This is a genomic window from Streptomyces sp. NPDC047014 (assembly GCF_040644195.1).
In the GTDB taxonomy this organism is placed as follows: Bacteria; Actinomycetota; Actinomycetes; order Streptomycetales; family Streptomycetaceae; genus Streptomyces.
Map to the genome: position 1 here is coordinate 113,651 of NZ_JBEYVX010000011.1, position 24,472 is coordinate 138,122.

24 protein-coding genes are annotated in these 24,472 nt (G+C 70.7%); 8 read left to right on the forward strand and 16 right to left on the reverse strand.

Annotation, left to right across the window (positions count from 1 at the left end):
- Positions 1–32: 32 nt before the first annotated feature.
- Entirely contained in the window at positions 33–851 is an 819-nt protein-coding gene (locus ABZ873_RS10390) for an HAD family hydrolase (RefSeq protein WP_360868160.1), read from the reverse strand.
- 141 nt (positions 852–992) lie between these two features.
- Between ABZ873_RS10390 and fahA the strand changes: the two genes are divergently transcribed.
- From fahA to ABZ873_RS10405, 3 genes are all read left to right on the forward strand, one after another.
- On the forward strand, positions 993–2,216 hold the full coding sequence (gene fahA, locus ABZ873_RS10395) for a fumarylacetoacetase (RefSeq protein ID WP_360868163.1): 1,224 nt from the start codon (positions 993–995) through the stop codon (positions 2,214–2,216).
- Between the two features lie 152 nt (positions 2,217–2,368).
- The gene (locus ABZ873_RS10400; RefSeq protein WP_360868166.1) at positions 2,369–2,980 is read left to right on the forward strand and encodes a hypothetical protein; all 612 of its coding nucleotides are present in this window, start codon (positions 2,369–2,371) and stop codon (positions 2,978–2,980) included.
- A 124-nt stretch (positions 2,981–3,104) separates the two neighbouring features.
- Positions 3,105–3,722 (forward strand): Uma2 family endonuclease, encoded by a 618-nt coding sequence (locus ABZ873_RS10405; RefSeq protein WP_360868169.1) that lies wholly within the window; start codon positions 3,105–3,107, stop codon positions 3,720–3,722.
- A gap of 66 nt (positions 3,723–3,788) precedes the next feature.
- On the opposite strand, the gene nuoN is transcribed toward ABZ873_RS10405, so the two are convergent.
- The 14 genes from nuoN to ABZ873_RS10475 are packed head-to-tail and all read right to left on the reverse strand — an operon-like array spanning position 3,789 to position 19,623.
- The gene (nuoN, locus tag ABZ873_RS10410) at positions 3,789–5,444 is read right to left on the reverse strand and encodes an NADH-quinone oxidoreductase subunit NuoN (RefSeq protein ID WP_360868172.1); all 1,656 of its coding nucleotides are present in this window, start codon (positions 5,442–5,444) and stop codon (positions 3,789–3,791) included.
- Positions 5,441–7,033, reverse strand: coding sequence for an NADH-quinone oxidoreductase subunit M (locus tag ABZ873_RS10415; protein ID WP_360868175.1), 1,593 nt, complete (start codon positions 7,031–7,033; stop codon positions 5,441–5,443). Before ABZ873_RS10415 ends, nuoN begins: the two co-directional genes overlap by 4 nt.
- 1 nt (position 7,034) lies before the next feature.
- Entirely contained in the window at positions 7,035–8,930 is a 1,896-nt protein-coding gene (gene nuoL, locus ABZ873_RS10420) for an NADH-quinone oxidoreductase subunit L (RefSeq protein ID WP_360868177.1), read from the reverse strand.
- Between the two features lie 9 nt (positions 8,931–8,939).
- Complete coding sequence (nuoK, locus tag ABZ873_RS10425) at positions 8,940–9,239, reverse strand: NADH-quinone oxidoreductase subunit NuoK (protein WP_030016652.1); 300 nt, start codon at positions 9,237–9,239, stop codon at positions 8,940–8,942.
- Positions 9,236–10,042 carry an NADH-quinone oxidoreductase subunit J gene (locus ABZ873_RS10430; RefSeq protein ID WP_360868180.1) on the reverse strand — a complete coding sequence of 269 codons (807 nt, stop codon included), beginning with the start codon at positions 10,040–10,042 and terminating at the stop codon, positions 9,236–9,238. The genes nuoK and ABZ873_RS10430 overlap by 4 nt, the downstream gene beginning before the upstream one ends.
- Positions 10,039–10,638, reverse strand: coding sequence for an NADH-quinone oxidoreductase subunit NuoI (nuoI, locus tag ABZ873_RS10435; protein ID WP_360868183.1), 600 nt, complete (start codon positions 10,636–10,638; stop codon positions 10,039–10,041). Before nuoI ends, ABZ873_RS10430 begins: the two co-directional genes overlap by 4 nt.
- On the reverse strand, positions 10,631–12,001 hold the full coding sequence (nuoH, locus tag ABZ873_RS10440) for an NADH-quinone oxidoreductase subunit NuoH (protein WP_360868186.1): 1,371 nt from the start codon (positions 11,999–12,001) through the stop codon (positions 10,631–10,633). Before nuoH ends, nuoI begins: the two co-directional genes overlap by 8 nt.
- The gene (locus ABZ873_RS10445; protein WP_360868189.1) at positions 11,998–14,502 is read right to left on the reverse strand and encodes an NADH-quinone oxidoreductase subunit G; all 2,505 of its coding nucleotides are present in this window, start codon (positions 14,500–14,502) and stop codon (positions 11,998–12,000) included. The genes nuoH and ABZ873_RS10445 overlap by 4 nt, the downstream gene beginning before the upstream one ends.
- Positions 14,499–15,875, reverse strand: coding sequence for an NADH-quinone oxidoreductase subunit NuoF (nuoF, locus tag ABZ873_RS10450; RefSeq protein ID WP_360868192.1), 1,377 nt, complete (start codon positions 15,873–15,875; stop codon positions 14,499–14,501). The genes ABZ873_RS10445 and nuoF overlap by 4 nt, the downstream gene beginning before the upstream one ends.
- The gene (gene nuoE, locus ABZ873_RS10455; protein ID WP_360868195.1) at positions 15,875–16,630 is read right to left on the reverse strand and encodes an NADH-quinone oxidoreductase subunit NuoE; all 756 of its coding nucleotides are present in this window, start codon (positions 16,628–16,630) and stop codon (positions 15,875–15,877) included. The genes nuoF and nuoE overlap by 1 nt, the downstream gene beginning before the upstream one ends.
- A complete protein-coding gene (locus tag ABZ873_RS10460; protein ID WP_360868198.1) occupies positions 16,627–17,952 on the reverse strand; it encodes an NADH-quinone oxidoreductase subunit D in 1,326 nt (441 codons plus the stop codon). The genes nuoE and ABZ873_RS10460 overlap by 4 nt, the downstream gene beginning before the upstream one ends.
- Positions 17,952–18,698 (reverse strand): NADH-quinone oxidoreductase subunit C, encoded by a 747-nt coding sequence (locus ABZ873_RS10465; protein WP_360868201.1) that lies wholly within the window; start codon positions 18,696–18,698, stop codon positions 17,952–17,954. The genes ABZ873_RS10460 and ABZ873_RS10465 overlap by 1 nt, the downstream gene beginning before the upstream one ends.
- The gene (locus tag ABZ873_RS10470; protein WP_360868204.1) at positions 18,695–19,249 is read right to left on the reverse strand and encodes an NADH-quinone oxidoreductase subunit B family protein; all 555 of its coding nucleotides are present in this window, start codon (positions 19,247–19,249) and stop codon (positions 18,695–18,697) included. The genes ABZ873_RS10465 and ABZ873_RS10470 overlap by 4 nt, the downstream gene beginning before the upstream one ends.
- Positions 19,250–19,263: 14 nt before the next feature.
- Entirely contained in the window at positions 19,264–19,623 is a 360-nt protein-coding gene (locus ABZ873_RS10475) for an NADH-quinone oxidoreductase subunit A (protein ID WP_030653431.1), read from the reverse strand.
- Positions 19,624–20,412: 789 nt separating this feature from the next.
- Between ABZ873_RS10475 and ABZ873_RS10480 the strand changes: the two genes are divergently transcribed.
- From ABZ873_RS10480 to ABZ873_RS10495, 4 genes are all read left to right on the forward strand, one after another.
- Positions 20,413–21,267: an NlpC/P60 family protein gene (locus tag ABZ873_RS10480; protein ID WP_360868208.1), complete on the forward strand. Its 855-nt coding sequence runs from the start codon at positions 20,413–20,415 to the stop codon at positions 21,265–21,267.
- Between the two features lie 170 nt (positions 21,268–21,437).
- Positions 21,438–21,692 carry a hypothetical protein gene (locus ABZ873_RS10485; RefSeq protein WP_360868211.1) on the forward strand — a complete coding sequence of 85 codons (255 nt, stop codon included), beginning with the start codon at positions 21,438–21,440 and terminating at the stop codon, positions 21,690–21,692.
- Positions 21,693–21,816: 124 nt separating this feature from the next.
- On the forward strand, positions 21,817–22,059 hold the full coding sequence (locus tag ABZ873_RS10490; RefSeq protein WP_360868214.1) for a hypothetical protein: 243 nt from the start codon (positions 21,817–21,819) through the stop codon (positions 22,057–22,059).
- A complete protein-coding gene (locus ABZ873_RS10495; RefSeq protein ID WP_360868217.1) occupies positions 22,053–22,502 on the forward strand; it encodes a DNA-binding protein in 450 nt (149 codons plus the stop codon). Before ABZ873_RS10490 ends, ABZ873_RS10495 begins: the two co-directional genes overlap by 7 nt.
- 60 nt (positions 22,503–22,562) lie before the next feature.
- On the opposite strand, the gene ABZ873_RS10500 is transcribed toward ABZ873_RS10495, so the two are convergent.
- Positions 22,563–23,846, reverse strand: coding sequence for a geranylgeranyl reductase family protein (locus tag ABZ873_RS10500; protein ID WP_360868220.1), 1,284 nt, complete (start codon positions 23,844–23,846; stop codon positions 22,563–22,565).
- Positions 23,847–23,942: 96 nt separating this feature from the next.
- Between ABZ873_RS10500 and ABZ873_RS10505 the strand changes: the two genes are divergently transcribed.
- Positions 23,943–24,467: a GNAT family N-acetyltransferase gene (locus ABZ873_RS10505; RefSeq protein WP_360868222.1), complete on the forward strand. Its 525-nt coding sequence runs from the start codon at positions 23,943–23,945 to the stop codon at positions 24,465–24,467.
- The last annotated feature ends 5 nt before the right edge of the window (positions 24,468–24,472 follow it).

A 24,472-nucleotide genomic window follows, 5' to 3' on the forward strand; every position in this document is an offset into this window, starting at 1 on the left:
CCGCCCTCCCCGGGCCTCCGGGGCCGCGCCGGTCAGCCGTAGAGGCGTTCCAGGACCACCGCGACCCCGTCCTCCTCGTTCGACAGGGTCACCTCGTCCGCGACGGCCACCAGCTCACGGTGCGAGTTCGCCATGGCCACCCCCCAGGCCGCCCACGCGAACATCGGGATGTCGTTCGGCATGTCCCCGAAGGCGATGGTCCCCGCCGGGGACACCCCCAGGACCTCGGCCGCGCGGGCGAGACCGCCGGCCTTGTCGATGCCAGGCGGCTGGAGCTCCACGGTGTACTCCCCCGCCATCGTGACGTTCACCAGGTCCCCGACCACCGCGCGGGCCACCCGCGTCAGCTCGTCGTCGTCGAGCTCCGGGTGCTGGAGCAGCACCTTGTTGATCGGCGCCGACCACAGGCCCGAGCGGCGGTCCACCCGTACGGTCGGCAGGTGCGGGTGCCACATCCGGTAGCCCGGCCCCATCAGCATCTCCGCGTCCAGGCCCTCCTGGTTCACGGCCGCGTACACCTCGCCGATCTCGGCCTCGATCTTGCCGAGGGCGACCTCCGCGAGCTCCCGGTCCATGGGGACGGAGTGCAGCAGCCGGCCGCGCGCCGCGTCGTACACCTGGGCGCCCTGCGCGCACACCGCGAGCCCCGTGTAGCCGAGACGGTCCAGGACGTGCCGGACCTGCGGCACGGGACGGCCGGTGACGACGATGTGCTGGGCGCCGGCGGCGCGGGCCTGCGCGAGAGCCCCGTAGGAACGGGCGGAAACGGTGTCCCCCGCGCGCAGCAGGGTCCCGTCCAGGTCCGTCGCGATCAAGGCATGGGGGAGGGCCGGAAACGGCGCGGAAGTCACGGCGCCAAGGATACGGACCCCTGCGGACAAGTCCTACAAATAGAGCGCGAATCCGGCCTCCCCTAGGCCCCTTCAGCCACGTAACGTGTCAACCAGCCCCCGGGACACCCCCGGACCGCGTCGAAAGCGAGGCAGCACCCCATGCCCCAGCAGAGCCCCCTCGATGTCCCCGAGGGCGACCCGTTCGGGCCGCACAACCTCCCGTACGGCGTCTTCTCGGCCGCCGGTGAGGAGCGCCGCCGGATCGGCGTGCGCATCGGCGGGTACGTGCTCGACGCGGGGGCGGCCGCGGCCGCGCTCGGCTCCCCGTACGCCGGTCTGCTCGGGCAGAGCTCCCTCAACCCGCTGCTGGCCGCCGGGCGCACCGCCTGGCGCGACGTGCGGCGCGCGCTGACCGCGTGGGTGACCGACCCGGGCCACCGCCCGACGGTGGAGCCGCACCTGCTGCCGCTCGACGCGGTCACGCTGCACCTGCCGTACGAGGTCGCCGACTACGTCGACTTCTACGCGAGCGAGCACCACGCCACCAACGTCGGCCGCATGTTCCGCCCGGACGGCGAGCCGCTGACCCCCAACTGGAAGCACTTGCCCATCGGTTACCACGGCCGCTCCGGCACGCTCGTGGTCTCCGGGACCGATGTCGTACGCCCCTCCGGGCAGCGCAAGGCGCCCACCGACCCGGCGCCCGTCTTCGGCCCGTCCGTGAAGCTCGACATCGAGGCGGAGGTCGGCTTCGTCGTCGGCGCGCCGTCCGCGATGGGCAGCCCGGTGCCGCTGGGTGCCTTCGAGGACCACGTCTTCGGGCTGTTCCTGCTCAACGACTGGTCGGCGCGGGACCTCCAGGCGTGGGAGTACGTCCCGCTCGGCCCCTTCCTCGGCAAGTCCTTCGCCACCTCCGTCTCCGCGTGGGTGACCCCGCTGGAGGCCCTGGACGCCGCCCGGGTGGCCCCGCCGGCCCGGGACTTCCCGCTGCTGCCCTACCTGGACGACGCGGCCGTCGACCGGCCGGGCGGCTTCGACCTGCACATCGCCGTGGCCGTCAACGGCCAGGAGGTGGCGCGGCCGCCGTTTGCGACGATGTACTGGACCGCCGCCCAGCAGCTGGCCCATATGACGGTCAACGGCGCCTCCCTGCGCACCGGCGACGTCTTCGGCTCGGGCACGGTCAGCGGGCCGGAGGTGGACCAGCGCGGCTCGCTGCTGGAGCTCACGTGGAACGGGCGCGACGCGATCGAGCTGGCCGACGGCAAGCGGACCTTCCTGGAGGACGGGGACACCGTCACCCTGACGGCGTGGGCCCCCGGCCCGGACGGCACCCGCGTCGGCCTCGGCGAGGTCACGGGCCGCATCGTGGCCGCGGCCTAGCCACTCGGGCGCACGGCGCGCCTCCGTACGGGCCCTCACACCCCCGTTCGGAGGCGCGCCGCGTGCGGTGGGGGGTGCGGGCGGTGATGGTGGACGGACGACCGGGCGCGGGAACCCGTACCCCGTACCCCCACCGCGAGGGAGCCGCCACCATGTCCGTACGCAGCCTCAGGACCGTCCTCGCCTGCGCGGCCGCCGCCTCGCTCGGCCTCGCGGCGGTGGCCCCCGCCCACGGGGTCGAGGGGCCGGCGCCGGACCCGCGCGACGCGAAGGCCATGCGGGACATGGCGACGGCGATGGCGGCGACCGCCAAGTACGCGGACGAGCGGCAGGCCATCAAGGACGGCTACGTCCCGAAGGGCGAGGAGTGCATGAGCAACCCCTTCGGCGTGGGCGCGATGAACTACCACTACGTCAAGCAGGCCAACTGGGGCTCGAAGGACCCGGCCAGGCCGACGGCGCTGCTCTACAGCCGGGACAAGGACAAGAACGGCCGGCGCCGGCTGGAGACGGTGGAGTGGATGTCCACCGACCGCGACCAGGACCTCAAGACCGCCGACGACCGGCCGAGCATGTTCGGCCTGCCCTTCGACGGCCCGATGCCGGGCCACTGGGCGGGCATGCCGAAGCACTACGACCTGCACATGTGGGCGTACAAGAAGAACCCGGCGGGCCGCTTCCACAATTGGAACCCCGCCCTCACCTGCCCGAAGAAGCCCCCGACCCCGGGCAAGCCGGCCACCTCCCACGCCCACGGCCACTAGTCTGCGCCCGTCGGCGCCGTCAAGTGCCTCGCGCATATGACTCACCCAGTAGGGCGGTATTCCGGGGATGCGCGGCGATACTCTGATCGCACTCGCGAGACTCCGTGGCATGGGAGCACTACCGATGAGCGTCGATCCCGAGACACCTGAACAGGAGCCCGCCCTGCGCTGGCCCGTCCCGCCTGCGGGCGGGTGGACGGCTGACGACCTTGACCGGCTTCCCAACCTGCCTCCGCACACGGAGCTGATCGACGGGAGCCTGATTTTCGTGAGTCCGCAAACCCGATTCCATATGCGAGCCCTGCGATTCTTCGAATGGCAGCTCGAATCACTGGTTCCGGACGGACTCGAAGTGATGCGAGAGTTCACCGTCGACATCGATCGACACAACCGGCCCGAGCCGGACGTCCTCGTCGTCGACGAGGAACTGGCCCGGGGTTCCGAGCAGCAGACACGCATTCCCGCCGCGTCGGTCCAGCTGGCCATCGAGGTCGTCTCTCCCGATTCGATCAGCCGGGACCGCGAGACGAAACCGGCCAGATACGCCAGGGCAGGAATCCCCCACTACTGGCGGGTGGAGAACAAGAACGACCGGGCTGTCGTCTACGTATTCGAACTCGAACCGGCCACGCGCGCCTATGTCGCAACGGGCATCTTCCACGACCGGCTGAAGGTCTCGGCGCCCTTCCCCATCGACCTGGACCTCACCGCCATCAAGCCGGGGGGTGGGCGGCCCGAGTAGCACCGCACACAGCACAGGGCCCGGCTCCCCCGAGGGGGGCCGGGCCCTGGGTCGTGCGGCGGACCGTCAGCGGACGAAGGTGCTCGCCTGGCCGGCCAGGTCCAGGAAGTACTGGGGGGCCAGGCCCAGGGCCAGGGTGACCGCCACGCCCACCGCGATGGTGGTCATCGTCAGCGGGGAGGGGACGGCCACCGTCGGGCCGTCCGCCTTCGGCTCGCTGAAGAACATCAGGACGATCACCCGGATGTAGAAGAACGCGGCGATCGCGGAGGACAGCACACCGATCACGACCAGCACCCCCGCACCCCCCTCGGCCGCCGCCGAGAACACCGCGAACTTGCCGGTGAAGCCCGAGGTCAGCGGGATGCCCGCGAAGGCCAGCAGGAACACCGCGAAGACGGCCGCCGTCAGCGGCGAACGCCGCCCGAGCCCCGCCCACTTGGACAGGTGCGTCGCCTCGCCCCCCGCGTCCCGCACCAGCGTGACCACCGCGAAGGCGCCGATCGTCACGAAGGAGTACGCGCCCAGGTAGAAGAGGACGGCCTTGACCCCCTCCGCCGAGGTCGCGATGACACCGGCCAGGATGAAGCCCGCGTGCGCGATGGAGGAGTAGGCCAGGAGCCGCTTCACGTCCGTCTGGGTCACGGCGATCACCGCGCCCGCCAGCATCGTGACGATGGCCACGCCCCACATCACCGGCCGCCAGTCCCAGCGCAGCCCCGGCAGGACCACGTAGAGCAGGCGCAGCAGGGCGCCGAAGGCGGCCACCTTCGTGGCCGCGGCCATGAAGCCGGTGACCGGGGTGGGGGCGCCCTGGTAGACGTCCGGGGTCCACATGTGGAAGGGGACCGCTCCGACCTTGAAGAGCAGGCCCGTCAGGATCAGCGCCCCGCCGATCAGCAGCAGCGCGTCATTGCCCATGGTGCCCGCGAGGGCCGGGTCGATCTTGGTGACCGTGCCGTCGACCACGTCGGCGATGACCGCGTACGAGACGGAGCCCGCGTAGCCGTAGAGCAGCGCGATGCCGAAGAGGAGGAAGGCGGAAGAGAAGGCGCCGAGCAGGAAGTACTTCACCGCCGCTTCCTGCGACATCAGCCGCTGGCGGCGGGCGACGGCGCAGAGCAGGTACAGCGGGAGGGAGAAGACCTCCAGGGCGACGAACAGCGTCAGCAGGTCGTTGGCCGCCGGGAAGATCAGCATGCCGGCGATCGCGAACAGCGCCAGCGGGAAGACCTCGGTGGTGGTGAAGCCCGCCTTGACCGCGGCCTTCTCGCTCTCGCTGCCCGGTACGGAGGCCGCCTGGGCGGCGAAGGAGTCCACGCGGTTGCCGTGCGCGGCCGGGTCCAGGCGCCGCTCGGCGAAGGTGAGGACGGCGACCACCGAGGCCAGCAGGATGGTGCCCTGGAGGAACAGCGCCGGGCCGTCCACCGCGATGGCGCCCATGGCCGCGACGTGCGCCTTGGTCGATCCGTACCCGCCGGCCGCGAGGCCGACGACCGCCGCGAAGGCCGAGGCCAGCGCGGCGAGGGCCAGGAAGACCTGGACGTGGTAGCGGGCCTTGCGGGGCACGAACGCCTCGACCACGATCCCGACGACCGCCGCGCCCACCACGATCAGGGTGGGGGCGAGCTGCGCGTACTCGATGGTGGGGGCCGGGATCCGGCCGGCCGGGCCGTCGGCCGCCAGTGTCCACAGGCTGTGGGCGGAGTTCAGAGCGCTCACTTCGCCGCCTCTCCGTTCTTGGCGTCGACCACGACCTCGGGCTTGGGGTCGGTCTGCTTGACGTCCGACATGGTGTGCTCCACCGCCGGGTTGACGATGTCGGTGAGCACCTTCGGGTAGACGCCCAGCCCGATCAGCAGCGCGATCAGCGGGGCGACCACCAGCACCTCCCGCACGCGCAGGTCCGGCATGGTGCGGACCTCCTCCTTCACGGGGCCGGTCATCGTGCGCTGGTAGAGCACCAGCGTGTAGAGCGCGGCGAGCACGATGCCCGTGGTGGCGATGATGCCGACGACCGGGTACCGGGCGAAGGTGCCGACCAGGACCAGGAACTCACTGACGAAGGGCGCGAGCCCCGGCAGCGAGAGCGTGGCGAGGCCGCCGATCAGGAAGGTCCCGGCGAGCACCGGGGCCACCTTCTGGACGCCTCCGTAGTCCGCGATGAGCCGGGATCCGCGCCGCGAGATCAGGAAGCCGGCCACCAGCATCAGCGCCGCCGTCGACAGGCCGTGGTTGACCATGTAGAGGGTGGCGCCGGACTGGCCCTGGGAGGTCATCGCGAAGATGCCCAGGATGATGAAGCCGAAGTGCGAGATCGAGGCGTAGGCCACCAGCCGCTTGATGTCCCGCTGGCCGACCGCCACCAGCGCGCCGTAGACGATGCTGATCAGGGCCAGTACGAGGATCACGGGCGTGGCCCACTTGCTGGCGTCGGGGAAGAGCCCGAGGCAGAAGCGGAGCATCGCGAAGGTGCCGACCTTGTCGACGACCGCGGTGATCAGCACGGCGACGGGGGCGGTGGACTCCCCCATCGCGTTCGGCAGCCAGGTGTGCAGCGGCCACAGCGGCGCCTTCACCGCGAAGGCGAAGAAGAAGCCGAGGAACAGCAGCCGCTCGGTGTTGGTGGCCATGTCCAGGGTGCCCGCGGCGCGGGCGGCGGCGATCTCCTGGAGGGAGAAGTTCCCCGCGACCACATACAGCCCGATGACCGCGGCCAGCATGATCAGGCCGCCGACCAGGTTGTAGAGGAGGAACTTGACCGCCGCGTAGGAGCGTTGCGCCGCGGCGTTCTCGTCGGTGCCGGAGTGGGCCCGGTCCCCGAAGCCGCCGATGAGGAAGTACATCGGGATGAGCATGGCTTCGAAGAAGATGTAGAAGAGGAAGACGTCGGTGGCCTCGAAGGAGATGATCACCATCGCCTCGACCAGCAGGATCAGGGCGAAGAAGCCCTGGGTGGGCCGCCAGCGCTTCGACTGGGTCTCCAGCGGGTCGGCGTCGTGCCAGCCGGCCGCGATCACGAAGGGGATCAGCAGCGCGGTGAGCCCGATGAGCACCACCCCGATCCCGTCCACGCCCAGTTCGTAGCGGACGCCGAAGTCCGCGATCCAGGCGCGGGATTCGGTGAGCTGGTAGCGGTCGCCGCCGGGCTCGAAGCGGACCGCGACGAGCACGGCCAGGGCCAGGGTGGCCAGGGAGAAGAGCAGCGCGAGCCACTTGGCGGCGGTCCTGCGGGCGGCCGGGACGGCCGCCGTGAGGATCGCGCCGGCCGCGGGTACCGCGGCCGTCACCGTCAGAAGCGGGAAGTTCATGTCACACCGCCCTCATCAGCAGGGTCGCGGCGATGAGGATCGCCGTGCCCCCGAACATCGAGACCGCGTAGCTGCGGGCGTAGCCGTTCTGCAGCCTGCGCAGGCGGCCCGAGAGGCCGCCGACCGAGGCGGCCGTCCCGTTCACCACGCCGTCGACCAGGCTGTGGTCGACGTACACGAGGGAGCGGGTGAGGTGTTCCCCGCCGCGCACCAGCACGACGTGGTTGAAGTCGTCCTGGTAGAGGTCCCGGCGGGCCGCCCGGGTGAGGAGGGAGCCGCGCGGGGCGACCACCGGGACGGGCCGCTTGCCGTACATCGCCCAGGCGATGCCGACGCCGGCGAGGAGCATCACCATGGTGGCGGCGGTGACGGTGAGGGCGCTGACGGGCGGGTTCCCGTGGGAGTATCCGGTGACGGGCTCCAGCCACTTCAGGAAGCGCTCACCGATCTCGAAGAAGCCGCCGGCGAAGACCGATCCGAAGGCGAGGATCACCATCGGGACGGTCATGGACTTCGGGGACTCGTGCGGATGCGGCGCGTGTCCCTCGGCGTCGGGCTGCCAGCGCTTCTCCCCGAAGAAGGTGAGGAGCATGACGCGGGTCATGTAGAAGGCGGTGATGCCCGCGCCCAGCAGGGTGACCCCGCCGAGGATCCAGCCCTCGGTGCCGCCCTTGGCGAAGGCCGCCTCGATGATCATGTCCTTGGAGAAGAAGCCGGACAGGCCCGGGAAGCCGATGATGGCCAGGTAGCCGAGGCCGAAGGTGACGAAGGTGACCGGCATGTACGTGCGCAGGCCCCCGTACTTGCGCATGTCGACCTCGTCGTTCATCCCGTGCATCACGGAACCGGCGCCGAGGAAGAGGCCGGCCTTGAAGAAGCCGTGCGTCACCAGGTGCATGATCGCGAAGACGTAGCCGATCGGGCCGAGGCCGGCCGCGAGGATCATGTAGCCGATCTGCGACATGGTCGAGCCGGCCAGGGCCTTCTTGATGTCGTCCTTCGCGCAACCGACGATCGCACCGAAGAGCAGCGTGACCGCGCCCACCACGGTGACCACCAGCTGGGCGTCGGGCGCCGCGTTGAACACGGCGGCCGAGCGGACGATCAGGTAGACACCGGCGGTGACCATCGTCGCCGCGTGGATCAGGGCCGAGACCGGGGTCGGGCCCTCCATCGCGTCCCCGAGCCAGGACTGCAGCGGCACCTGGGCGGACTTGCCGCAGGCGGCCAGGAGCAGCATCAGGCCGATGGCGGTGAGCGTGCCCTCCGACGCCTCGCCCGCGGCGCCGAACACCGGCCCGAAGGCGAAGGTGCCGAAGGTGGTGAACATCAGCATGATCGCGATCGAGAGGCCGATGTCACCGACGCGGTTGACCAGGAACGCCTTCTTGGCGGCGGTGGCCGCGCTGGGCTTGTGCTGCCAGAAGCCGATCAGGAGGTAGGAGGCGAGGCCCACGCCCTCCCAGCCGAAGTACAGCAGCAGGTAGTTGTCGGCGAGGACCAGCAGCAGCATGGCCGCGACGAACAGGTTGAGGTAGCCGAAGAAGCGGCGGCGGCGCTCGTCGTGCTCCATGTACCCGATCGAGTACACGTGGATGAGCGTGCCCACCCCGGAGATCAGCAGGACGAACGTCATCGACAGCTGGTCGAGCTGGAAGGCCATGTCCGCCTGGAAGCCCTCGACGGGGATCCAGGTGTACAGCGTCTGCGTGAGGGTCCGCTCCTCGGCGGGCCGGCCCAGCATGTCCGCGAACAGGGCCACGCCGATGCCGAAGGAGACGGCCGCGAGCAGGGTGCCGATCCAGTGGCCGGCCTTGTCGAGGCGGCGGCCGCCGCAGAGCAGCACCACCGCTCCGAGCAGGGGCGCCGCGATCAGCAGCGCGATCAGGTTCTGCACAGCGACCCCTTACAGCTTCATCAGGCTGGCGTCGTCGACCGAGGCCGAGTGGCGGGTACGGAACAGCGACACGATGATCGCCAGGCCGACCACGACCTCCGCGGCGGCGACGACCATCGTGAAGAAGGCGATGATCTGGCCGTCGAGGTTGCCGTGCATCCGGGAGAAGGCGACGAAGGCGAGATTGCAGGCGTTGAGCATCAGCTCCACGCACATGAACAGCACGATCGCGTTCTTGCGGATGAGCACTCCGACGGCGCCGATGGTGAAGAGCAGGGCCGCCAGATAGAGGTAGTTGACCGGATTCACTTCGCCGCCTCCTCGCGGCCGAGACGCTCCGCGGAACGCCGCTCCAGCGCCTTGAGGTCGTTCAGCGCCTCGCCGGACACGTCCCGGATCTGGCCGCGGGCGCGCAGCGTCCCGCTGACCGTCAGCTCGGAGGGGGTGCCGTCCGGCAGCAGGCCGGGGACGTCCACCGCGTTGTGCCGGGCGTAGACGCCGGGCGCGGGCAGCGGCGGGAGCTGGACGCCCTCGCGGACGCGGCGCTCGGCCAGTTCGCGCTGGGTGGCGGCCCGTTCGGTGCGCTCGCGGTGGGTGAGGACCATCGCGCCGACGGCGGCGGTGATCAGCAGTGCGCCGGTGATCTCGAAGGCGAAGACGTACTTGGTGAAGATCAGCTGGGCCAGGCCCTCGACGTGCCCGGCGGAGTTGACCTTGCCGAGGCCGTTGAAGTGGCTGATCCCGGCGTTGCCGATGCCGCCGATCAGCAGGGTGCCGAAGCCGAGCCCGCAGAGGGCGGCCAGCCAGCGCTGGCCCTTGATGGTCTCCTTCAAGGAGTCGGCGGCGGTGACGCCGACGAGCATGACCACGAAGAGGAACAGCATCATGATCGCGCCGGTGTAGACGATGACCTGGACGACGCCCAGGAAGTACGCCCCGTTCGCGAGGTAGAACACGGCCAGGATGATCATCGTCCCGGCGAGGCTGAGGGCGCTGTGCACGGCCTTCTTCATCAGGATCGTGGCCAGCGCGCCGATGACGGCGACGGTGCCGAGGACCCAGAACTGCACGGCCTCGCCGGTGGAGGTGACGGTCGCGGCGACGGTGCTCATGCTCCCACCTCCGCGGTCCCGTCGCCGGCCGGGGCCGGCTCCTCCCCCTTGGAGACCGCCACCTGCCGGACCGTGCCCGGGGCGGCGCCCGTCACCAGCCCGCGGTAGTAGTCCTGTTCGTCCGTGCCGGGGAAGACCGAGTGCGGGGCCTCGACCATGCCCTCGGTGAGCCCGGCGAGCAGCTGGTCCTTGGTGTAGATCAGCGACTCGCGGCTGGAGTCGGCCAGTTCGAACTCGTTCGTCATGGTCAGCGCCCGGGTGGGGCACGCCTCGACGCAGAGACCGCACAGGATGCAGCGGGCGTAGTTGATCTGGTAGACCCGGCCGTACCGCTCGCCCGGGGAGTAGCGCTCCTCCTCGGTGTTGTCCGCGCCCTCCACATAGATGGCGTCGGCGGGACAGGCCCAGGCGCACAGTTCGCACCCGATGCACTTCTCCAGACCGTCGGGGTGCCGGTTGAGCTGGTGGCGTCCGTGGAAGCGCGGGGCGGTGGTCTTCTGCTGTTCCGGGTACTGCTCGGTGAGGCGCTTCTTGAACATGGCCTTGAAGGTCACGCCGAAACCGGCCACCGGGTTCTGCCACTTCTCGTCAGACATTCTCAGCACCCTCCTCTCGGTCACTCTCAGTATTCGCCCCGCCACTGACAATCAGCTCCCGCTCACCGCGGGGACGCCTGCGCGGTACGGGTGCCAGGTGCTGGCCGGGCTTCGGCGGCACGGGGAAACCGCCCGCCAGCGGGTCGAAGGGCTCGGCCCCCGCGGCCTGGCCGGCCTGCTCCGCGGTGGCCTTCTCCCGCTTGTCGCGGAAGACGTCGGCGACGAAGGAGAGCAGGAGGATCGCGATGACGGCGCCGCCGACGTAGAGGGCGATCTCGCTGAAGTCGTACGCCTCGTTGCGCAGGGCCCGGACGGTGGCGACGAGCATCAGCCACACCACGGAGACCGGGATGAGGACCTTCCAGCCGAGCTTCATCAGCTGGTCGTAGCGCACGCGCGGCAGCGTGCCGCGCAGCCAGATGAAGAAGAACAGCAGCAGCTGGACCTTGATGACGAACCAGAGCAGCGGCCACCAGCCGTGGTTCGCGCCCTCCCAGAAGGTGCTGATCGGGTAGGGGGCCCGCCAGCCGCCGAGGAAGAGGGTCACGGAGACCGCCGAGACGGTGACCATGTTGACGTACTCGGCCAGCATGAACAGCGCGAACTTGATGGAGGAGTACTCGGTGTTGAAGCCGCCGACCAGGTCGCCCTCGGACTCCGGCATGTCGAAGGGGGCGCGGTTGGTCTCGCCGACCATCGTGATCACGTAGATGATGAAGGACACCGGCAGGAGCACGATGTACCAGCGGTCCGCCTGCGCCTCCACGATCGCGGAGGTCGACATCGACCCGGAGTAGAGGAAGACCGAGGCGAAGGCCGCGCCCATCGCGATCTCGTACGAGATCATCTGCGCGCAGGAGCGCAGACCGCCGAGGAGCGGATACGTCGAGCCGGAGGACCAGCCCGCGAGCACGATGCCGTAGATGCCGACCGAGGCCACCGCGAGGATGTAGAGCATCGCGATGGGCAGGTCGGTCAGCTGCATCGTGGTGCGCTGGCCGAAGATGGAGACCTCGTCGCCGGGCGGCCCGAAGGGGATCACCGCGATGGCCATGAAGGCCGGGATCGCCGCGATGACGGGCGCCAGGACGTAGACCACCTTGTCGGCGCGCTTGACGACGATGTCTTCCTTGAGCATCAGCTTCACGCCGTCGGCGAGCGACTGGAGCATGCCCCAGGGGCCGTGCCGGTTGGGGCCGATGCGCAGCTGCATCCAGGCGACGACCTTGCGCTCCCAGACGATGGAGAAGAGCACGGTCACCATCAGGAAGGCGAAGCAGAACACCGCCTTGATGACGACGAGCCACCAGACGTCCCGCCCGAACAGGGAGAGGTCCTCGGCAGCGAGTTGAACGGTGTTCACGCGTCCACCTCCGCGGTGGTGTCGCCGGCGGCGGCCGGGGTCGCCGGGCCGATGCGTACGAGGGTGCCCGGCCGGGCCCCGGCGTCGGCGAGCACGCCGGAGCCGGTGGAGTTGAGCGGGAGCCAGACCACGCGGTCGGGCATGTCGGTGATCCGGAGCGGGAGTTCCACGGAGCCGGCCGGGCCGGTGACCGCGAGGAGGTCGCCGTCCTTGACGCCCGTCTCGGCGGCCGTGGCGGCCGAGAGCCGGGCGCTCGCCTCGTGCCGGGTCCCGGCCAGGGCCTCGTCGCCCTCCTGGAGCCGGCCCAGGTCGAGCAGCAGGCGGTGGCCGGCGAGCACGGCCTCCCCGGCGCCGGGGCGCGGCGGCGGCACGGTGCCGGCGGCCGCCTCGGCGGCGAGCCCACCCTCCCAGGGGCCGAGCCGCTCCAGCTCCCGGCGTACGGCGTGCACGTCGGGCAGGGCGAGCGGCCGGTCGGCGGCGTCCGCGAGCATGTGCAGCACGCGGGCGTCGGCGGGGGCGAGCCGCCGGGTCATCTGGTCGGGCTTGAGGGCGGCCTCGAAGGGCCGGACCCGGCCTTCCCAGTTGAGGAAGGCGCCGGCCTTCTCGGCGACGGCGGCGACGGGGAACACCACGTCGGCGTGGTCGGTGACCTCGCCGGGCCGCAGTTCCAGGGAGACCACGAAGGCTTCCCGCAGCGCGGTCCGGGCCCGCGCCGGGTCCGGCAGGTCGGTGACCTCGACGCCCGCGACGAGCAGCGCCGCCAGCTCGCCGGTGGCGGCGGCCTCGACGATCTGGCCGGTGTCGCGGCCGTAGCGGTGCGGGAGCTCGTCCAGGCCCCAGGCGGCGGCGACCTCGTCGCGGGCCCGCGGGTCGGTGGCCGGACGGCCGCCCGGCAGCAGGGACGGCAGCGCGCCCGCCTCGACGGCGGCCCGCTCGCCGGCCCGGCGCGGGATCCACACCAGCCGGGCCCCGGTCGCGGCGGCGGTGCGCACCGCCGCGGTGAGGGCGCCGGGCACCCCGGCGAGCCGTTCGCCGACGACGATCACGGCGCCGGGGGCGCGCAGCGCCTCCGCGGCCTCGGCGCCGCCGGCCTCCAGGCCGGTGCGGGTGGCCAGCGCGTCGAGCCATTCGGGCTCGGTGCCGGGGGCGGCGGCGAGCAGGGTGCCGCCGGCCTTGTCCAGGCCGCGGGTGGCGAAGGGGGCGAGGGCGAAGGTCCGCTGACCCCGCCTGCGGTGGGCCTTGCGCAGCCGCAGGAAGACCCCGGGGGCCTCCTCCTCCGCCTCGATGCCGGCGAGCAGGACGGCGGGGGCCGCCTCCAGCGAGGTGTACGTGACCCCCTCGCCGTCGAGGTCCTTGCCGGTGCCGGCCACGGTGGCGGCCAGGAACTCGGCCTCCTCCGCGCTGTGCACGCGGGCCCGGAAGTCGATGTCGTTGGTGTCGAGCACCACCCGGGCGAACTTGGCGTACGCGTAGGCGTCCTCGACCGTGAGCCGGCCTCCGGTGAGCACCCCGGCCCGGCCGCGCGCGGCGGCGAGCCCGGCGGCCGCGGCCTCCAGGGCCTCGGGCCAGCTCGCCGGCTCCAGGGTCCCGTTCGCGCCGCGCACGAGCGGGGTGGTGAGCCGGTCGGGGCGCTGGGCGTAGCGGAACCCGAAGCGGCCCTTGTCGCAGATCCACTCCTCATTGACCTCGGGGTCCTCGGCGGCCAGCCGGCGCAGGACCTTGCCGCGGCGGTGGTCGGTGCGGGTGGCGCAGCCGCCGGCGCAGTGCTCGCAGACGCTCGGGGAGGAGACCAGGTCGAAGGGGCGGGAGCGGAAGCGGTAGGCGGCCGAGGTGAGGGCGCCGACCGGGCAGATCTGGATGGTGTTGCCGGAGAAGTACGACTCGAAGGGGTCGTCCTCGCCGGTGCCGACCTGCTGGAGCGCGCCGCGTTCGAGCAGTTCGATCATCGGGTCGCCGGCGATCTCGTTGGAGAAGCGGGTGCAGCGGGCGCAGAGCACGCACCGCTCGCGGTCCAGCAGCACCTGGGTGGAGATCGGTACGGGCTTCTCGTAGGTGCGCTTCCTGCCCTCGAAGCGGGATTCGGCGTTGCCGTGGGACATCGCCTGGTTCTGCAGGGGGCACTCGCCGCCCTTGTCGCAGACGGGGCAGTCCAGCGGGTGGTTGATGAGCAGCAGCTCCATCACCCCGCGCTGGGCCTTGTCGGCGACCGGGGAGGTGAGCTGGGTCTTGACGACCATGCCGTCGGTGCAGGTGATGGTGCAGGAGGCCATCGGCTTGCGCTGGCCCTCGACCTCGACGATGCACTGGCGGCAGGCGCCGGCCGGGGAGAGCAGGGGGTGGTCGCAGAACCGGGGGATCTCGATGCCGAGCTGTTCGGCGGCCCGGATGACGAGGGTGCCCTTGGGCACCGAGAGCGGGACCCCGTCGATGGTGAGCGAGATCAGGTCCTCCGGCGGGAGGGCCGCCCCGCCCCCGGAGGCGGACGTAGTGGTGACGGTCATGCGTTCACCTCCGTGTCGGCCCAGAGGGTCGACTTGCTGGGGTCGAAGGGGCAGCCCTTGCCCGTGATGTGCTGCTCGTACTCCTCGCGGAAGTACTTCAGCGAGGAGAAGATCGGGCTGGCCGCGCCGTCGCCCAGTGCGCAGAAGGACTTGCCGTTGATGTTGTCGGCGATGTCGTTCAGCTTGTCGAGGTCGGACATGACGCCCTTGCCGGCCTCGATGTCGCGCAGCAGCTGGACCAGCCAGTAGGTGCCCTCGCGACAGGGGGTGCACTTGCCGCAGGACTCGTGGGCGTAGAACTCCGTCCAGCGGGTCACCGCGCGGACCACGCAGGTGGTCTCGTCGAAGCACTGGAGCGCCTTGGTGCCGAGCATCGAGCCGGCGGCGCCGACGCCCTCGTAGTCGAGCGGGACGTCGAGGTGCTCGTCGGTGAACATGGGGGTGGAGGAGCCGCCGGGGGTCCAGAACTTGAGCCGGTGCCCGGGCCGCATGCCGCCGCTCATGTCGAGGAGCTGGCGCAGGGTGATGCCGAGGGGGGCCTCGTACTGCCCGGGGCCGGAGACGTGCCCGGAGAGGGAGTAGAGGGTGAAGCCGGGGGACTTCTCGGTCCCCATCGAGGTGAACCAGTCCTTGCCCTGGTGCAGGATCGCGGGAACCGAGGCGATGGACTCGACGTTGTTGACGACAGTGGGGCACGCGTAGAGCCCCTCGACGGCAGGGAAGGGAGGACGCAGCCGGGGCTGACCGCGCCGGCCTTCGAGGGAGTCGAGCAGTGCCGTCTCCTCGCCGCAGATGTACGCGCCCGCGCCCGCGTGCACCGTGATGTCGAGGTCGATGCCGCTGCCCAGGACGTCCTTGCCGAGGTATCCGGCCGCGTACGCCTCGCGCACCGCCTCGTGCAGGCGCCGCAGGACCGGTACGACCTCGCCGCGCAGGTAGATGAAGGCGTGCTGCGAGCGGATCGCGTAGCAGGCGATGATCATTCCCTCGATGAGGGAGTGCGGGTTGGCGAAGAGGAGCGGGATGTCCTTGCAGGTGCCCGGCTCGGACTCGTCCGCGTTCACGACGAGGTAGTGCGGCTTGCCGTCGCCCTGCGGGATGAACTGCCATTTCATCCCGGTGGGGAAGCCCGCGCCGCCGCGTCCGCGCAGACCCGATTCCTTGACGTAGGCGATCACCTCGTCCGGGGTCATCTCCAGTGCCTTGCGCAGGCCCTCGTACCCGCCGTGGCGGCGGTAGGTCTCCAGCGTCCAGGAGTGCGGCTCGTCCCAGAAAGCGGACAGGACGGGCGCCAGCAGCTTCTCCGGGCTCGTGCCCCCGCCGGTCTCCGGCCGGGAGGTGCCCCCCTGGCTTTCCTTGGCCGACACGCTCATCACTCCCCTCCCTCGGTGGTGGTCTCGCCGCGCGGGTGCACGATCGGGGTGTGCGGGGCCTCGCCGCGGGCGATGCGCAGGCCGATCAGGGAGGCGGGCCCGGCTCCGCCGGTGGCCTCGACGGCTCCCGGGCGCTCGTCGGGGAAGCCGGCCAGGATCCGGGCGGTCTCCTTGTACGTGCACAGCGGCGCGCCCCGGGTCGGGGCGACCTCGCGGCCGGCGAGCAGGTCGTCGACCATGGCCTTGGCGGAGGCGGGGGTCTGGTTGTCGAAGAACTCCCAGTTCACCATCACCACGGGGGCGTAGTCGCAGGCCGCGTTGCACTCGATGTGCTCCAGCGTGACCTTGCCGTCGGCGGTGGTCTCGTTGTTGCCGACGCCGAGGTGCTCCTTGAGCTCGTCGAAGATGGCGTCGCCGCCCATGACCGCGCACAGGGTGTTGGTGCAGACGCCGACCTGGTAGTCGCCGGAGGGCTTGCGCCGGTACATCGTGTAGAAGGTCGCGACGGCGGTGACCTCGGCGGTGGTCAGCCCCAGGGTCTCGGCGCAGAAGCGGATGCCGGTCTTGGAGACGTACCCCTCCTCCGCCTGGCACAGGTGCAGCAGAGGCAGCAGCGCGGAGCGGCTGTCGGGATAGCGGGCGACGACCTCCCGCGCGTCCGCCGCGAGGCGCTCGCGCACCTCCGCCGGGAAGTCCGGGGCGGGCAGCTGGGGCATGCCCAGCGAGACCCCCTGGCTCCGAGAACTGGCGGTCATCGGTCGACGCCTCCCATCACGGGGTCGATGGAGGCGACGGCGACGATGACGTCGGCGACCTGGCCGCCCTCGCACATCGCGGCCATGGCCTGCAGGTTGGTGAAGGACGGGTCGCGGAAGTGGACCCGGTAGGGGCGGGTGCCGCCGTCGGAGACGAGGTGGACGCCGAGCTCGCCCTTGGGGGACTCGACGGCCGCGTACGCCTGGCCGGCCGGCACCCGGAAGCCCTCGGTCACCAGCTTGAAGTGGTGGATGAGGGCTTCCATGGAGGTGCCCATGATGTTCCTGATGTGGTCGAGCGAGTTGCCGAGGCCGTCGGGGCCCATGGCGAGCTGCGCCGGCCAGGCGATCTTCTTGTCGGCGACCATCACCGGGCCCGGCTCCAGGCGCTCCAGGCACTGCTCGACGATCCGCAGCGACTGGCGCATCTCCTCCAGGCGGATCAGGAAGCGCCCGTAGGAGTCGCAGGTCTCGGTGGTCGGTACGTCGAACTCGTAGGTCTCGTAGCCGCAGTATGGGTCCGACTTGCGCAGGTCGTGCGGCAGTCCGGCGGAGCGCAGGATCGGGCCGGTGGCGCCGAGGGCCATGCAGCCGGCGAGGTCGAGGTAGCCGACGTCCTGCATGCGGGCCTTGAAGATGGGGTTGCCGGTGGCGAGCTTGTCGTACTCCGGCAGGTTCTTCTTCATGGTCTTCACGAACTCGCGCAGCTGGTCCACGGCGCCCGGGGGCAGGTCCTGCGCGAGGCCGCCGGGGCGGATGTACGCGTGGTTCATGCGCAGGCCGGTGATCAGCTCGTACAGGTCGAGGATCAGCTCGCGGTCGCGGAAGCCGTAGATCATGATCGTGGTGGCGCCCAGCTCCATGCCGCCGGTGGCGATGCACACCAGGTGGGAGGAGAGCCGGTTGAGCTCCATCAGCAGGACGCGGATCACGGTGGCGCGGTCGGGGATCTGCTCGGTGATGCCGAGCAGCTTCTCGACGCCGAGGCAGTAGGCCGCCTCGTTGAAGAAGGGCGTCAGGTAGTCCATGCGCGTGACGAAGGTGGTGCCCTGCGTCCAGTTCCGGAATTCGAGGTTCTTCTCGATGCCGGTGTGCAGGTAGCCGATGCCGCAGCGGGCCTCGGTGACCGTCTCGCCGTCGATCTCCAGGATCAGCCGCAGCACGCCGTGGGTGGAGGGGTGCTGGGGGCCCATGTTGACGACGATCCGCTCGTCGTCGGCCTTGGCGGCGGACTGGACGATCTCGTCCCAGTCGCCGCCGGTGACGGTGTAGACGGTGCCCTCGGTGGTCTCGCGGGAGGACGCGTGGTGTGACGTGGACATCAGCTGTACGACCTCCGCTGGTCGGGAGCCGGGATCTGGGCGCCCTTGTACTCGACGGGGATGCCGCCGAGGGGGTAGTCCTTGCGCTGCGGGAAGCCCTGCCAGTCGTCCGGCATCATGATCCGGGTGAGGGCCGGGTGCCCGTCGAAGACCAGGCCGAAGAAGTCGTAGGTCTCGCGCTCGTGCCAGTCGTTGGTCGGGTAGACGGCGACGAGCGAGGGGACGTGCGGGTCGCCGTCGGGGACCGAGACCTCCAGGCGCAGGATCCGGCCGTGCGTGAGCGAGCGCAGGTGGTAGACGGCGTGCAGCTCGCGGCCCTTGTCGTGGGGGAAGTGCACCCCGGAGACGCCGGTGCACAGCTCGAAGCGCAGGGCGGGGTCGTCGCGCAGGGTGCGGGCGACGCGGACCAGGTGCTCGCGGGCGATGTGGAAGGTGAGCTCGCCCCGGTCGACGACCGTCTTCTCGATGGCGTTGGCGGGCAGCAGGTCCTGCTCCTCCAAGGCGCCTTCGAGTTCGTCGGCCACCTCGTCGAAGTAGGAGCCGTACGGACGGGCGCTCGCGCCGGGCAGGGCCACGGTGCGGACGAGGCCGCCGTAACCGCTCGTGTCGCCTCCGTTGCGGGCGCCGAACATGCCCTTGCGGACGCCGATCACCTCGGGGCCCTGGGCGCGGGGGGCGGGCAGACCGCCCTCGGCGGCGTTGTCCTCGGCGGCGGCGCCGTCGTGCGGCTCGTGGGTCTCGCTCACCGGAGCAGCCCCTTCATCTCAATGGTGGGGAGGGCCCTGAGGGCCGCCTCTTCCGCTTCGCGCGCCGCCTCTTCCCGGTTCACGCCGAGCTTTCCGCCCTGGATCTTCTGGTGGAGCTTGAGGATCGCGTCCATCAGCATCTCGGGGCGGGGCGGGCAGCCGGGGAGGTAGATGTCCACCGGGACGACGTGGTCGACGCCCTGGACGATCGCGTAGTTGTTGAACATGCCGCCCGAGGAGGCGCAGACCCCCATCGAGATCACCCACTTGGGAGCGGGCATCTGGTCGTACACCTGCCGCAGCACCGGCGCCATCTTCTGGCTGACCCGGCCCGCGACGATCATCAGGTCGGCCTGGCGCGGGGATCCGCGGAAGACCTCCATGCCGAAGCGGGCGAGGTCGTAGCGGCCGGCTCCCGTCGTCATCATCTCGATGGCGCAGCAGGCGAGGCCGAACGTGGCCGGGAAGACGGACGACTTGCGCACCCATCCCGCGGCCTGTTCGACGGTGGTCAGCAGGAAGCCGCTCGGCAGCTTCTCTTCCAGTCCCATGGGAATTCAGCCCCTCAGTCCCATTCCAGGCCGCCGCGGCGCCAGACGTAGGCGTAGGCGACGAAGACGGTGAGCACGAAGAGCAGCATCTCGACGAGCCCGAAGATCCCCAGGGAGTCGAAGGTGACGGCCCAGGGGTAGAGGAAGACAACCTCGATGTCGAAGACGATGAAGAGCATCGCCGTCAGGTAGTACTTGATGGGGAAGCGGCCGCCGCCGGCCGGCATCGGGGTCGGTTCGATGCCGCACTCGTAGGCGTCGAGCTTTGCCCGGTTGTAGCGTTTTGGGCCGATCAGCGTGGCCATGACCACGGAGAAGATCGCAAACCCTGCGCCGAGGGCGCCGAGCACGAGGATGGGCGCGTACGCATTCACGCTCCTCGCTCCTTCCAGTCGTCCTTGACCGTTGGACCGCTGCCGGCCGGGGAGCCCTCCCAGCGGTGGGCCGGGGGCGTGCCCCGCCTCGCGAAGATCGTGTACATGTGAGGCAGTTCACAAGCCGGACTGCTGCGCATCTTATGCCCGCTCGTCTGTGATCTGCGACACGGGTAACAGCACCGGGTTTGTGATCTCCGCCACCTGACGAACGATCATGAAGCCCGATGAGTGGTGATCTACGTACGCGAAGCATCCGCATGATCACCAAAGGTGACATTCGGGCCCGTTTTCGCAGGTGGAAGGCGGGTCGCCCTATCAAACGGTGGCGGGTGCAGGCAAATTTGCATCGACGGGGACATGGCGATAAGGGGATCGGGGTCGCCCGGTCGGGGGAGGCCGTGTGTACGGAGGTGGACGCCGGGCAGGCGCGGGGAGGGCGGCCCGCGCGCACGTGCATCCGTTCACGAACCCTCCCGGGCTCTTCACAGGAAGGTCACGGGCGGGCCACAGCGTCCAGGACGCGTGATGTTCCTGTGACCTGCGCCACTCCGAATCCGGCCTTCCGAAAGAGGGCTTGGCCATCTGTACGGCGGGGTGGTAGTCCGTGGATCAATTCGGACTTAATTCTGAAACCCCATGATCACAGCCTTGTGATGGTGTGTCCGTTTAGCCCGTTACGGCGTCAATAAGAAGCGAAGCGCGCCCGGTTCGCGCCATTCGGACGCAACTGTGGCGCAGCCCACGTTTCTTGAAGGGAACCCTCGCGCCCTGATAGCGGTTGTCCTCATGTCCCACACCGCTCACATACCCAGCCACCGGAAGCCCCGCCGCAGCGCCTCGAAGCTCGCGGTCCGCGCCGGAGTTGCCGGTGGCGTCCTCAGCACCCTGGCCATGGCCGGCACGGCGAGCGCGTCCCCCGCCGAGCCCAAGACCGAGTCGACCCTGGAAATGCCGGTCCTGAACATGGACCTGGCCGCCGAGGTCTCCTCCGCCGTCACCACGGCCGCCGAGAACACCCGACTGGCGGCCGTCGAGGGCGAACTGACCGCCCAGGAGGAGAGCGCCCGTACCGGCGCCGCCGCCGAGGCCAAGCAGGCCAAGGAAGAGGCCCAGAAGGCCGCCGAGAAGAAGGCGAAGGAGGAGGCGGACCGCAAGGCCGAGGCCGAGCGCGCCGCCCGCGACTCCGAGCGCACCACGCTCAGGACCGCCTCCGCCTCCGACTCCGGTTCCGGCTCCGGTTCCGCCAAGGCCCCGCAGGGCACGGGCACCGTCACCGCGCCGGCCACCGGTTCGGCCGCCGCCATCGTCAACTTCGCCCGCGCGCAGGTCGGCAAGGCGTACGTCATGGGCGGCACCGGCCCGTCCTCCTTCGACTGCTCCGGTCTCGTCCAGGCCGCCTACCGCCAGGCCGGCATCTCCCTGCCGCGCATGTCCCAGGCGCAGTCCTCGGCCGGCACCTCCGTGTCTCTGAGCGCCCTCCAGCCCGGCGACATCCTGTACTGGGGCTCCAAGGGCAACGCCTACCACGTGGCCGTCTACGTCGGCGGCGGCAAGTTCGTCGGCGCGCAGAACCCCAGCACCGGCATCGTCGAGCGCTCCCTGAGCTACGACAAGCCGACGGGCGCCGTCCGCGTCCTCTGAGCCCGCCTCCTGAGCCCCGCTCAGGCCGCGGCCGGCAGCACGGCCGAGGGCCGGTACTCCCCCGCTCGGGGGCGGAGTACCGGCCCCGCAGTCGTTTCCCCGGGCCGGGCCCTGAGAGGATGGGCGGCGCACGTCCGCCGGGCGTCCCGATCCTGGAGGTAGCGGTTCCCTTGGGCACACCGCCGTACGAGCCCCACGGCGCCGGCGACCCGACCGCCGTCCGGGCCGCCCTCGGGCTCGCGCTCCTCGCCGTCGGCGGCTGGCTGCTGACCACCGTGCGCCCCTGGCAGAAACCCGGCAACGCCTGGGTGCTCGGCGCCGGCTGGACCCTGTCGGCGGCCCTCCTCCTGACCGGCCTCACCCTCCTGACCCGCTGCGTCCGCGCCGTACACACCGACGACCCCGGCACCGGCCCGCGGGACTGATCTCCCGCGGGGCCCGGACCTCCGGGGCCGCGCCACGACCTGCGGTGCAGGCCGTCAGGCCCTCGGTGGCACCGAGGCAGCCGTCGGACGGGAAGTTTCCTACCGACGGTGCTACGTTTTATGCATGAGCAGTCACGTAGCACCCCAGGCCGCCGAGCGGGCCGGTAAGAGATCCGTGTCGCTCGCCCAGTCGCTGATCAAGGAAGTCGAGGAGCGCACCGGCAAGAACGGATTCTCTTCCGTTGTGGCCGAAGCCCTGGAGGAATGGCTCGCCGCCCAGAAGCTCCGCGAGGTCGTGAGCGCCGACCGCAAGGCGTTCGGCCCGGTCTCCGCCGAAGCCCGGCGGCAGGCGGAGCAGGAGTGGTAAGCAAACGCCTCAAGATCAAGGCCAGGAGCGAGGGTACGCTCGTCCTGGACGCCCAGGGGCTTTCACTGTACGTCGACGGCGACGAGGGGATGCGTGCGCGCATCGAGGTCGCCCAGCAGAGCGGCCGACGCGTGGCACTGTCCGCGCTGACTCCCCTGGAGGTACGTCGAACCGGGGAGGCCGCCAAGCGACTCCAGTTCCTGCTTTCCCGGTTCGATGTGAAACCGGTCAACGACGCGGTGACGGACGCCGCAGCGAAGCTGCTGGACGCCTCGGGCCTTGACGGGCACGAATGCCTCGTGGACGCACTTGTGGTGGCCACGGCCGCGCTCTGCCCGCCCCCGGTGCTGCTCGTCACCTCTGACAAGTCACACATCCCAGCGCTGTGCAAGGCAGCCGAGGAGCTTCCCGGTGCGCCGAAGGTGAAGATCGTCAACGTGTGACGGCCAGGCGCCGCGAGCCGGGCCGCTCGACTGCACGACAAGCGACCCGGCTTTGAATGATCACGCTCGGGGGGCCACCTTCGAGAGGCCGTTGATGATGCGGTCCATCGCGTCGCCGCCCGTCGGGTCGGTCAGGTTGGCCAGCATCTTGAGCGTGAACTTCATCAGCACCGGGTGCGTCAGACCGCGCTGCGTGGCCACCTTCATGACCTTCGGGTTGCCGATCAGCTTCACGAAGGCGCGGCCCAGCGTGTAGTAGCCGCCGTAGGTCTCCTTGAGCACCTTCGGGTAGTTGTGCAGGGCCAGCTCGCGCTGGGCCGGGGTGGAGCGGGCCTGCGCCTGCACGATGACGTCCGCCGCGATCTGCCCGGACTCCATCGCGTAGGCGATGCCCTCGCCGTTGAACGGGTTGACGAGCCCGCCCGCGTCACCGACCAGCAGCAGGCCCTTGGTGTAGTGCGGCTGCCGGTTGAAGGCCATCGGCAGGGCCGCGCCGCGGATCGGCTGCGTCATGTTCTCCGGGGTGTAGCCCCAGTCCTCCGGCATCGAGGCGCACCACGCCTTGAGGACCTCGCGCCAGTCCAGCTCCTTGAAGGCGGAGGAGGAGTTGAGGATGCCGAGGCCGACGTTGGAGGTGCCGTCGCCCATGCCGAAGATCCAGCCGTAGCCGGGCAGCAGCCGGTCCTCGGTGCCGCGCCGGTCCCACAGCTCCAGCCACGACTCCAGGTAGTCGTCGTCGTGGCGCGGCGAGGTGAAGTACGTCCGCACGGCGACGCCCATCGGCCGGTCCTCGCGCCGGTGCAGGCCCATCGCCAGCGACAGCCGCGAGGAGTTGCCGTCGGCGGCGACCACCAGCGGGGCGTGGAAGGTGACCGGGGTCTTCTCCTCGCCCAGCTTGGCCTGCACGCCGGTGATCCGGCCGGTACGGGCGTCCCGCAGGGGCTCGCCGACCGTGCAGCGCTCGTACAGCCGGGCGCCGGCCTTCTGCGCCTGGCGGGCCAGGGTCTCGTCGAAGTCGTCGCGCTTGCGGACGAGTCCGTAGTCCGGGTAGGAGGCCAGTTCCGGCCAGTCCAGCTGGAGCCGCTGCCCGCCGCCGATGATCCGCAGGCCCTTGTTGCGGAGCCAGCCGGCCTCTTCGGAGATGTCGATACCCATCGCCACCAGCTGCTTGGTGGCGCGCGGGGTCAGCCCGTCGCCGCAGACCTTCTCGCGGGGGAACGCCGTCTTCTCCAGGAGCAGGACGTCCAATCCGGCCTTGGCGAGGTAGTACGCGGTGGTCGAGCCGGCAGGCCCGGCCCCGACGACGATCACGTCCGCGGAGTGTTCGGAAAGGAGCTCGGTCACTGCGGGGTCTCCCGAAGGCTCGATATAGGGTGCCAGGCGGCACCGGACATGTGCAGTCTATGCAGCGAGAGAGATCGCGATCCGAAGGGTGCCCCGATGACCATCTCGCCGACCCGGCCGCTCCCCGCCGCGCAGTTGCGCGTACCGACGGACGAGGACGCCCACGCCTGGCACCGGGCCTTCGACGACCCGGACGTGATGGAGTTCCTGGGCGGCCGGGCGGAGCTGTCCCTGTACGAGGAGTTCACCGCGCGGCAGCGGCTGCACGACGCCCGGCTCGGCTACTGCCTGTGGACCCTGCTGGACGAGGAGGGCGCGGTCATCGGCTTCACCGGGGCCCAGCCGTGGCCGCGGGAGGACTGGGGCCCCGTCGGGGAGATCGAGATCGGCTGGCGGCTGGCCCGCTCCGCCTGGGGCCGCGGCTACGCGCACGCGGCGGCGCTGGCCACGCTGGAACGGGTCCGGGCGGCCGGGGTCCCGCACGTGGTGGCGATGATCGATGCCCGGAACGCGCGTTCGGTGGCGGTGGCGGAGCGCCTCGGCATGACCCTGGCCGAGGAGTTCACCTCCCCGCGCGGCAACCCGGGCCTGCGCTACGGGCTGGACCTCGGCCCCCGCTGACCCCC

Coding starts and splice junctions, on each gene's coding strand:
- fahA (WP_360868163.1), top strand. CDS start 993: ATGCCCCAGCAGAGCCCCCTCGATGTCCCCGAGGGCGACCCGTTCGGG.
- ABZ873_RS10400 (WP_360868166.1), top strand. CDS start 2,369: ATGTCCGTACGCAGCCTCAGGACCGTCCTCGCCTGCGCGGCCGCCGCC.
- ABZ873_RS10405 (WP_360868169.1), top strand. CDS start 3,105: ATGAGCGTCGATCCCGAGACACCTGAACAGGAGCCCGCCCTGCGCTGG.
- ABZ873_RS10415 (WP_360868175.1), bottom strand. CDS start 7,033: ATGAACTTCCCGCTTCTGACGGTGACGGCCGCGGTACCCGCGGCCGGC.
- ABZ873_RS10430 (WP_360868180.1), bottom strand. CDS start 10,042: ATGAGCACCGTCGCCGCGACCGTCACCTCCACCGGCGAGGCCGTGCAG.
- nuoI (WP_360868183.1), bottom strand. CDS start 10,638: ATGTCTGACGAGAAGTGGCAGAACCCGGTGGCCGGTTTCGGCGTGACC.
- ABZ873_RS10445 (WP_360868189.1), bottom strand. CDS start 14,502: ATGACCGTCACCACTACGTCCGCCTCCGGGGGCGGGGCGGCCCTCCCG.
- nuoF (WP_360868192.1), bottom strand. CDS start 15,875: ATGAGCGTGTCGGCCAAGGAAAGCCAGGGGGGCACCTCCCGGCCGGAG.
- nuoE (WP_360868195.1), bottom strand. CDS start 16,630: ATGACCGCCAGTTCTCGGAGCCAGGGGGTCTCGCTGGGCATGCCCCAG.
- ABZ873_RS10460 (WP_360868198.1), bottom strand. CDS start 17,952: ATGTCCACGTCACACCACGCGTCCTCCCGCGAGACCACCGAGGGCACC.
- ABZ873_RS10470 (WP_360868204.1), bottom strand. CDS start 19,249: ATGGGACTGGAAGAGAAGCTGCCGAGCGGCTTCCTGCTGACCACCGTC.
- ABZ873_RS10480 (WP_360868208.1), top strand. CDS start 20,413: ATGTCCCACACCGCTCACATACCCAGCCACCGGAAGCCCCGCCGCAGC.
- ABZ873_RS10490 (WP_360868214.1), top strand. CDS start 21,817: ATGAGCAGTCACGTAGCACCCCAGGCCGCCGAGCGGGCCGGTAAGAGA.
- ABZ873_RS10505 (WP_360868222.1), top strand. CDS start 23,943: ATGACCATCTCGCCGACCCGGCCGCTCCCCGCCGCGCAGTTGCGCGTA.